We start from the raw sequence: 262 nt of genomic DNA on the forward strand, positions 1-262 counted from the left end.
GTATATGATCAACGTCACGGTAAAGTAGGAGCTCTTCAGATCAAAATGATGGTAGAGAACGATGAACATATCGTAATGAACCATAAGCGTATTCGGCGTATCATGAAAAAATATAACCTGATGTGTACGATTCAAAGAGCGAACCCTTATAAACAAATCGCTCAAGCGACGCAAGAACATAAAACATGTGAAAATAAGCTGGAGCGTCAGTTCGATCAACAAGAACCACACAGAGTCCTCTTAACAGATATCACGTATATCT

The 262-nt window shown here is 38.9% G+C and carries 1 protein-coding gene; it reads left to right on the forward strand.

Annotation, left to right across the window (positions count from 1 at the left end; translation table 11 throughout):
- A partial coding sequence (locus LF817_RS20110) for an IS3 family transposase (protein ID WP_253937574.1) occupies nt 1-262 on the forward strand: 262 nt, incomplete at both ends.

Origin of the sequence: Halobacillus sp. A1 (assembly GCF_024189295.1) — a bacterium.
Lineage (GTDB): Bacteria > Bacillota > Bacilli > Bacillales > Halobacillaceae > Halobacillus_A.